The 7,245-nt window shown below is 72.0% G+C and carries 8 protein-coding genes and 1 pseudogene; 4 read left to right on the top strand and 5 right to left on the bottom strand.

Going from position 1 to position 7,245, the window contains the following annotated elements:
• Both ACFWX1_RS28810 and ACFWX1_RS28805 read right to left on the bottom strand, forming a co-directional pair.
• Positions 1 to 208, bottom strand: a pseudogene (locus ACFWX1_RS28810) (hypothetical protein); the annotation flags it as partial.
• The gene (locus tag ACFWX1_RS28805; protein ID WP_378392528.1) at positions 205 to 528 is read right to left on the bottom strand and encodes a YciI family protein; all 324 of its coding nucleotides are present in this window, start codon (positions 526 to 528) and stop codon (positions 205 to 207) included. The gene ACFWX1_RS28805 and the pseudogene ACFWX1_RS28810, both read right to left, overlap by 4 nt.
• A gap of 200 nt (positions 529 to 728) precedes the next feature.
• On the opposite strand from ACFWX1_RS28805, the gene ACFWX1_RS28800 reads away from it, so the two are divergent.
• Together ACFWX1_RS28800 and ACFWX1_RS28795 are read left to right on the top strand one after the other, a co-directional pair.
• Positions 729 to 2,894, top strand: coding sequence for a polymorphic toxin-type HINT domain-containing protein (locus tag ACFWX1_RS28800; RefSeq protein WP_378392526.1), 2,166 nt, complete (start codon positions 729 to 731; stop codon positions 2,892 to 2,894).
• Between the two features lies 1 nt (position 2,895).
• Positions 2,896 to 3,387 (top strand): hypothetical protein, encoded by a 492-nt coding sequence (locus ACFWX1_RS28795; protein WP_378392524.1) that lies wholly within the window; start codon positions 2,896 to 2,898, stop codon positions 3,385 to 3,387.
• Positions 3,388 to 3,396: 9 nt separating this feature from the next.
• Here ACFWX1_RS28795 and ACFWX1_RS28790 read toward each other — a convergent pair whose 3' ends face one another.
• Both ACFWX1_RS28790 and ACFWX1_RS28785 read right to left on the bottom strand, forming a co-directional pair.
• Positions 3,397 to 3,849, bottom strand: coding sequence for a hypothetical protein (locus ACFWX1_RS28790; protein ID WP_378392522.1), 453 nt, complete (start codon positions 3,847 to 3,849; stop codon positions 3,397 to 3,399).
• A gap of 83 nt (positions 3,850 to 3,932) precedes the next feature.
• Positions 3,933 to 4,637, bottom strand: a complete 705-nt coding sequence (locus ACFWX1_RS28785; protein ID WP_378392520.1) for a DUF2306 domain-containing protein — start codon at positions 4,635 to 4,637, stop codon at positions 3,933 to 3,935.
• A 185-nt stretch (positions 4,638 to 4,822) separates the two neighbouring features.
• Here ACFWX1_RS28785 and ACFWX1_RS28780 point away from each other — a divergent pair, with 185 nt between their 5' ends.
• Positions 4,823 to 5,464, top strand: a complete 642-nt coding sequence (locus ACFWX1_RS28780; RefSeq protein WP_378392518.1) for a TetR/AcrR family transcriptional regulator — start codon at positions 4,823 to 4,825, stop codon at positions 5,462 to 5,464.
• A 24-nt stretch (positions 5,465 to 5,488) separates the two neighbouring features.
• Here ACFWX1_RS28780 and ACFWX1_RS28775 read toward each other — a convergent pair whose 3' ends face one another.
• Positions 5,489 to 5,842, bottom strand: a complete 354-nt coding sequence (locus tag ACFWX1_RS28775) for a DUF488 domain-containing protein (protein WP_378392516.1) — start codon at positions 5,840 to 5,842, stop codon at positions 5,489 to 5,491.
• 75 nt (positions 5,843 to 5,917) lie between these two features.
• On the opposite strand from ACFWX1_RS28775, the gene ACFWX1_RS28770 reads away from it, so the two are divergent.
• Positions 5,918 to 7,102 (top strand): amidohydrolase, encoded by a 1,185-nt coding sequence (locus ACFWX1_RS28770; protein ID WP_378392514.1) that lies wholly within the window; start codon positions 5,918 to 5,920, stop codon positions 7,100 to 7,102.
• Positions 7,103 to 7,245 lie beyond the last annotated feature (143 nt).

Below are 7,245 nucleotides of genomic sequence, written 5' to 3'. Positions count from 1 at the left end.
CGCCCGCGCGTTCGCCTGTCGCGCTACCCACGCGCGGGGGGGGGCGCGCCGCGCGGGCGCGGCCCCCCCCCCCGCCCGCGCCCGCCCACGCCTCGGCGGCCGCCTCCTCGGCGATGTCGAGGTCACCGAAGCGCCGGGTCAGGGCGGCCACCACCCGCGCCCACTCGTCGTGGTGGGCCCGGGTGATCGCCTCCCCCGCGTCGATCACAGGAATGGCCGTACCTCGATCTTCCGGTCGCAGACCTTCGACGCCTCGGTGGCGAGCTTGAGCGCCACGTCCAGATCGGGGCACTCCCACACCCAGACGCCGGCGAGGTACTCCTTCGACTCCACGAACGGCCCGTCGCTGACCACCGCCTGCTCGCCCCGGTTGTCGATGACCGTGGCCGCGTCGGTGTCCGCGAGCCCGCCCGCGAAAACCCAGTAGCCCTCGGCGATCAGCCGTTCGTTGAAGGTGCTGATGACCGGCTGCCTGTCGGTGCTGCCGGGATTGCTCTTGTCGTCGATCACGGAAACCAGATACTGCATCCGAGGATCATCTCCTGTGGTGTCAAGATCTCGGCGCCGCCCCGCGCGGGCGGCCTCACCCCTGCTACGAACACCACCACCCCGATCCGACACCCTCCCCCGGATTTCTTCGCGGAAAAGCCGGATCCCGGCCGATGTCATCGGGTTTTCATCCGGCCTCGTTAATTTCCTCAGCTGCCGGGCCTCGGGTGCCGGGAACGATGAGCGAAGGGGACGCGATGGAGCCGGGATTCACGCCGCAGCCGCGGTTCGGGCAGCAAGCCGGGTACGGCGGGGCGTGGCCACCGCCCCTGCCGGTGCCGCCCGCGCCCCGGCGCGGCCGCCGGAAAGCGCTGGTGCTCGGCGGTATCGGCCTGGTGGTGGCCCTGGTGGCCGGGCTGACGACCTGGCTGGCCTGGCCGTCGCCCGAGGCGAACCGGGCGCCGTTCGAGCAGGCGCTGGCGAACCTGGCGGCCGCACGGGGCGTGCACTACACGAGCGAGCTCGGCGGCATGAAGTGGGACATCACCACGACCGCCTTCGGGGAACGGTTCGGCACCTTCGGCCGTCCCGGTTCGGCCGCAGGGGACCAGGATCTGCTCGCCGTCGAGGGCAAGGTCTACACCAAGTCCCAGCGGGACAAGGACAAGGGGCCGCTGGGCAAATGGCGGACGGGCGAGGCCGGGGAGACCGGGTTGTACCGCCCGATGCTCGACCGGTTCGCGCCGCCCTATCTGCTCGCGGCCAGGCTGTCGGCGGCACTGGACGACCAGCGGGATCTCCCCTCCCCGGACGACGCCGATCTACCCGGCCTCGACGTCGCCGGGGTGCCTGCCCTCCGGGCCGACACCACGCAGGGCACGTTGTACGTGGCCAAGAACGCGCCCTACCGGGTGCTGCGCCTGGTTCCCGCCGGGGAAGGCAGGCAGCCGGGACTTCCCGGCCTCACCGGGCCGCCGTCGCTCCCCCGGCGTTCGTCCATTCCGGACTGGCCGGGCGGGACCTCCGCGCCGCCGGTCCCCTCGGGCCCGCACACCGCTCCGGCGGCGTTCCGGCCCGCCGCGCAGCAAGGGGCCGCCGGCTCCGGCGGGATCGACGTCTCGCCGGTGGCCGCCGACCAGGCCGACCGGATGTACGACACCCTGGCCGACAACACCCAGCAGCTCGCCGGCGCGGTGGACGCGAGCATCGACTTCTCGGTCGCCGGCAACGGCACGATGAACTGCGGGCCCGGCGGCTGCACCGTCCAGGCGTCCTTCACCGGAACCCTGTCCGCCGACGCGAAAACGCGGATCACCGGTGGCCAGGTCACCGCCACGATGACCGCGACCGTCAGCATCAACGGGCGGCCCGCCGGAGGGTGTGCGAGCCCGCCGGGCGTCTTCCCGATCACGGGGAACACCGTCGCGGGCCAGCTCTCCTGCGCCGACCCGGAGGCCGGGGCCGTGTTCACCGCGGTCGAATCGCAGCTCAAGGCCCAAGCCCAGGCGGAGTCCCGGGCCTCCGGCGGCAGGCCGGTCCCGTACACGATCACCGGCACCGGCCAGGCCGAGGTCTCCGCCATGGCCGTGGCCCAGGCCGAGGTCGAGCGGCTGATCGGCGAACAGCGGGAGGAACGGCGCGCCCAGCCCTGCGCGACCCCGAACAGTTTCGTGCCCGGCACCCGCGTCCTGCTCGCCGACGGCACCTCCCGCCCGATCGAGCAGCTCACGCCCGGCACCCTCGTCCGCACCGCCGACCCGGCCACCGGCACCACCACGGCCGAGCCCGTCCTCGCCCGGATCGCCGGCTCCGGCCCGAAACAGCTCGACCGGCTCACCCTCGGCGACGGGAGGCGGTCCGGGACCGTCACCGCCACCGCGAATCACCCCTTCTGGGATCCGGACCGGCGGGCCTGGGTCGACGCCGGCGATCTGCGTCCCGGCGAAACGCTCGCCACGCTGCCCGGCGCCGAGCCCGTGCGGGTGACCGGTGTCGGCGCCGAACAACGCGAGCTGACCGTGTACAACCTGACGGTCGCGGGCACGCACACCTACTTCGTCCTCGCCGGCGACGTCCCGGTGCTGGTGCACAACCAGGACGAGGACGGCAGCCCCGCCGGTACCATCGTCGACGACAGCGGGGTCAAGATCCAGATCTACTCCAACGACCACGGGCCGGCGCACGCGCACGTCAAGGGAGGCGGCAAGGAAGTGCGCATCGGGCAGAACGGAAAACCCCTCGCGGGCGACCCCGAACTGTCGAAACAACAGGCGAAAGTGGTGCAGAACCACCTCGGCGACATCCGCGACGCCATCCGGTATTCGATGCGGAAATACCGGGAAAACGAGGAAAACAAGAGCAAGACCGCGGAAAACCGGAACGGCGGGAACAATGGCGGATGCTGAGGTGAACGAGCGCCTCCTGGCCGCGCTGAACGACTTGGCGGGCCTCGCGGGCGTGCCCGCAACCGCGCTCGGCGACGGGCACGCGCGCTGGACGATCTACCACGCGTGCCTGGACTTGCCCGGCGCCGCCGGCGCGCTCCGCGAGTGCGCCGCGCTGGAGCCGGACCACGCGGTGGCGTCGGCGCTCGTCGTCGCCATGCTGGAGCGAGTCCCGCGTGCCGAACGGGCTCAGTGGGTCGCGCTCCTCGCTCCCGCGGTACGCGAATACGCGGACGGGCGCCGGAGCGAACTCGAGGTGCTGGACGACATCCGGGACGGCGCGCTCCCCGCGAAAGTCGCGCGGGAGCACCTCGGCGAATGGTCCGACTGGCTGCAACGCCGGATCGGCGGAACCGCCGCCGATCCCGAGATCCTCCGGCTGCTCGCGGAGCGCGGCCGGACCAAGCGCATCCGGCACCTCGCCAGGGAAAGCCTCTCGGCGCTCGGCGGGTGAATCGCGTTCTCAGCTGACGACGGTGGTCGACCAGTCCGGCAGTTGCCCGTACGCGATCACGTCGGGAGGCGCCGTCGGCACCGTGACAGCGGCGGTCGTCATGGTGCCCTCGGCCGTGACCTTCAGCTGGGGCAACTGTGCCCTGGCATGCTCGATGAACCTCGGCAGCCACTCGGGAATCGGTCCGCCTTCGGCGCTCTGGAGACTTCCGTCCTGGGCGCAGTGGTAGCTCAGCTCCAGGTCACCGAAGCCGCTGCGGCCCTCGATGCGCGCGTCGCAGAAATCCCAGCCCCGGGGGCACACTTCGTCGATCCACGCCCATGCCAGCACCACGTACACCGGAGTGACGCGCACACCGCTCGGCAGCCTGATCGGCGGTACCGCCCGTACCTCGGCCGATACCTCGACGTTGACGGTGGTCGTGATCCTCGCGTCCGAGAACCGGACGTCGACCTCGCTCACGCGTGTGCCCCTCCTGGCCGTGGGTGATTCGGTTCGGTGTCACCGTACCGCCGTGCCGCCCGCACCGCCGGGCCCCTGACCGGTCAACGGCCTGGGGCGGCCGGCTGCGGCGGCTCGCTCGTGGTCGTCTCCGCGCGTGGCCTGCGCCGGGCCAACGGCGCGAGGGTGCGGTGGATGATGAAGTACTCGGCGACGAGCGCGTTGCCCAGCAGCGCGGCCCATCCGCTGGCGGTGTAGACGTCCTTGAAGGGCACCGAAGGGAACAGCTGCACACCGAGCAGCAGGTAGAGGCGCAGGGTGACCGCGGCGAAGGTGAGGCTGTAGTTGCGGATCATCCAGACGCGGTGCAGCTGGACCTGGCCGCCGCGGATGGTCCGGTAGGCCTGGAAACCGGTGTACAGCCACGCCACGATCAGCATCGTGAACGCGACCTGCAGCGCGAAACCGCTCGGCGTGACCGCGGTGGAATAGGCCGCCGCCGCGGCTGCGGCCACGACCGAGATCAGGTACACCCGGCCCAGTACCCGGTGCAGGCGCGGGAACCGGGCCCGCAGCCGGGGCACGAACTGCCACGGCCCGATGATCAGCGTCAGCCCGGCGGGCACCGAGTGCACCACCAGGCTCAGGTAGTAGCCCACGATGTTCTTGTCGATCGGCACCGCCGAACCGCCGGTCACATACGGCGTCACGAAATAGACCGCGATACCGATCGCGAGCACCACGAGAACACTCCAGAGGAACCACCACCACCGGCGGCGGACCGCGCGCGACATAACCGCAGTGGACATGCGAAACTCCCATTCTCGGAGAAAGGAACGAAAAGAATCACGAAATGAACGAACTGCCGCGGCTCACCGTGTGATGCCGGGGAAGCGGCGTCCGGCGAGCTGCGGTTACGGCCGTAAGGTTACGCACGTAACTCCACTTCGCGCAAGGACTTACAGCGGTAAGTTTTCGGGTGTACGCTTACGGCATGGCAGAGAACCCGGCCGCGGCACCCGCCCGCCCCCGCAACCGTCGCGGCGAAGGCGCCCGCCTGCGCGAGGAGATCGTGGACGCGGCGGTCGAACTGCTCGACGAGACCGGCAACGAAAGTGCCATCACCCTGCGCTCCGTGGCCCGCCGCGTCGGGATCGCGGCCCCCTCGATCTACCGCCACTTCCCCGACCAGCCGACCATCATGCTGGCCGTGGTGCAGCGCGCGTTCGCCGAACTGGAGACACAGCTACGCGCCGACGTCGACGCCGCCGGCGAGGGCCCTCGAGAGCGGTTGTTCGCCTGTTGTCACGGCTACCTGCGGTTCGCCCAGGACCATCCCGAGCGCTACCGCACCATGTTCGGCGGCCTCTGGATGCCCGTTCTCAACGACACCACCGTGACGGAGCACGACGTCGCGACACTCGGCGACGCCTGCACACAACTGCTCATCGACACGCTCGACGACTGCGTCACCGCCGGCCTGGCCACCAGCACCGACGTGCGCGCGGACGCCGTCGCGCTGTGGCTGGGCCTGCACGGGCTGGCCCACCAGCGAGCGTCGACTGTCACCTACCCGTGGCCGCCGGACATCGCCGACCGCATCATCACCGCGCTGGCCCACCTCACCGGCGAATGAGCCGCGTCGTCAGGAGACCGGCCCCTAGTCCAGCCACTGCGCGAGCACGGCCGCCTGGCTGTGCTCGACATCGCGGGTCGCGGTGAGCAGCGTCAGGTCGTGGTCCCTGGCGATCGAACGCAGGTGCTGCGCGGCCTCCCGGTGCGGCGGCTGACCCAGCTCGGCGAGGTACCGGCGGCGGAATTCGGTGAACCGCGCGGGGTCGTGCCCGTACCAGCGGCGCAATTCCGTCGACGGGGCGACATCGCGCAGCCACTCGTCCAGCCGAGCGTCCTCCTTGCGAACCCCGCGGGGCCATACCCGGTCCACCAGCACCCGGAGCCCGTCCGATCGCGACGGCCGGTCGTAGATCCTCCGGACCGTGATCCGCGTTTCCACAGCACCTACCTCCTTGCCGTCCCCTGCGCCCGGGAGAAACCTCCGGCGCGCCCGCCCAGTAAGGTCGGCTCCACCATGAGCAGCGTCACCGTATTCGCCGGCGTCCGGCCGTTCGGCGCCGATCCGGTGGACCTCCTCGTCACCGACGGCGTGATCACCGGGCAGGTGCCCGCCGGGCAGGGCACCGGCGCGCGGATCATCGACGGCGGCGGGCGCGTCGCGCTGCCGACCATGGTGGACGCGCACATCCATCCGGACAAGACGGCCTGGGGCCAGCCGTGGGTCTCCCGGCGGGCCGCGGCGGGAATCGCCGAACTGGCGCAGGCGGACGCGGAACTCTTCCGCGCCCTGCCCACCCCGGTCGGGGAACGGGCGCACGGGCTGCTGGCCCACGCCGCCGCCCACGGCACCCGGGCCGTCCGGGCCCACGCCGACGTCGCCCCGGACTTCGGCCTGGCCGCGCTCGCGGGCGTGGCCCAGGCACGCGAGAAACTCGCCGGTGTGCTGGACGTGCACACCGTCGCGTTCCCGCAGCACGGGGTGCGGCGCGCGCCCGGCACCGCCGAACTCCTGGCCGAGGCCGCGCGGTCCGGGCTGGCCGATTTCGTCGGCGGCATCGATCCGATCGGGTTCGACGACGACCTCGCCGGACAGCTGGACCTGCTGTTCGGCCTGGCCGACCGGCACGGCGTCGGCATCGACCTGCACCTGCACGACCGGGAGCGGGCAGGGCTCGACGTCGTCGCCGAGGTGATCGACCGCACCCGCGCGCTGTCACTGGGCGGCAAGGTCACCATCAGCCACGCGTTCGCGCTGCTCGATCTGACCGCGGCCGAGCTCGACCGGCTCGGCGCCGGTCTCGCCGCCGCCGGGATCGGCCTGACCACGGTCGCACCGGCGGGCCGGACGTTGCCGGTGCGACGCCTGCGCGAACTCGGGGTCCGGGTCGGGCTCGGCTCCGACGGCGTCCGCGATTCGTGGAGCCCGTTCGGCAACGCCGACATGCTGCACCGCGCCCACCTCCTGGCCCGCTCGCTGCGGGCCCGGCTCGACGACGAGCTGGAACTGGGCTTCCACACCGCCGCCGGATTCGGGGCCGGCCTGCTCGGCCTGCCCGCGAGCGACCTGAAACCGGGTTCGCCCGCCGATTTCTTCCTGGTCCGGGGCGAATGCCTGGCCCAGATCGTGGTCGACGTGCCCGCCCGCGACCTCGTCGTCCGGGCGGGACGCGTGATCGCGCGCCAGGGCGAACTCGTGTGAGACGACCGGCCCACGTGTCCACAAAGGACGCCCCGGCTCGCCTGTCGCGGGGGGCCGCCGGGGGCCCGGGACACCACCCCACCCGGGCCGAGGGCACCCAGGGTCGAGGAAAGCGCGCCCACCCCCGCGCACGCACCCACCCC

Source organism: Amycolatopsis sp. NPDC059021, assembly GCF_042739895.1.
Lineage (GTDB): Bacteria > Actinomycetota > Actinomycetes > Mycobacteriales > Pseudonocardiaceae > Amycolatopsis.
This window is presented reverse-complemented; position numbering and strand designations above follow the sequence as displayed.

Bases quoted from the DNA above. Each gene is read 5' to 3' on its own strand.
- ACFWX1_RS28785 (WP_378392520.1), bottom strand. From the start codon at position 4,637: ATGTCCACTGCGGTTATGTCGCGCGCGGTCCGCCGCCGGTGGTGGTGG.
- ACFWX1_RS28805 (WP_378392528.1), bottom strand. From the start codon at position 528: ATGCAGTATCTGGTTTCCGTGATCGACGACAAGAGCAATCCCGGCAGC.
- ACFWX1_RS28770 (WP_378392514.1), top strand. From the start codon at position 5,918: ATGAGCAGCGTCACCGTATTCGCCGGCGTCCGGCCGTTCGGCGCCGAT.
- ACFWX1_RS28800 (WP_378392526.1), top strand. From the start codon at position 729: ATGAGCGAAGGGGACGCGATGGAGCCGGGATTCACGCCGCAGCCGCGG.
- ACFWX1_RS28780 (WP_378392518.1), top strand. From the start codon at position 4,823: ATGGCAGAGAACCCGGCCGCGGCACCCGCCCGCCCCCGCAACCGTCGC.